Origin of the sequence: Hydrogenophaga atypica, from assembly GCF_042665215.1 — a bacterium.
Classification (GTDB): Bacteria; Pseudomonadota; Gammaproteobacteria; order Burkholderiales; family Burkholderiaceae_C; genus Hydrogenophaga; species Hydrogenophaga defluvii_A.
This window is the reverse complement of sequence record NZ_JBHTCA010000085.1, coordinates 1-560: the sequence shown is the minus strand read 5'-3', so window position 1 is coordinate 560 and position 560 is coordinate 1. Positions and strand designations below refer to the sequence as shown.

Here is a 560-nt window from a genome sequence, read left to right as displayed (position 1 = left end):
GCCATTGCCGTGGTGGCCAAGGTCTTGGGCATACCCAAAGCCAGCCTGGGCAATTGGGTTCGCCAGTCGGCCAAGGGCGATTTGAGCGGGGCGGGTGCTGATGACAAGGTTGCCAGGGTGTCCCCAGAGCAGATGGAACTGGCCCGCCTGAGGGCAGAGAACGCCCGCTTGAGGATGGAGCGCGACATCGCAAAAAAAGCCGCGGCGTACTTCGCGCAGGACACGCTGCGGGGTACGCCTGGATTCACCAAATGAGAGGGCTGTATCCGGTCAGCCTGGCCTGCGAGGTGCTGGAAGTCAGCGCCAGCGGGTATTTCAACTGGCTGCGCAGGCGCCAGGCCAGCCGCAGTGGGCCGTCCGGGCGCCACAGCGACGAGGCCCTGTTGGCTCACATCCGTGCCATCCACGCCGAAGTCAAGGGCGAATATGGCTGGCCACGCATGCACAAGGAGTTGCTGGCGCGGGGCATTCGGGTGGGCAAAGACAGGGTGCGCAAGCTGATGAAACAGCACGGCATCAAGGCCAAGACCAAACGCAAGTTCGTGGTGACCACCGACAGC

Annotated in this window: 1 pseudogene; it reads left to right on the top strand. The window is 63.8% G+C overall.

The annotated features are described in order from the left end of the window. Positions 1-560 (top strand): annotated as a pseudogene (locus ACFQPB_RS23890) (IS3-like element ISCte2 family transposase); the annotation flags it as partial.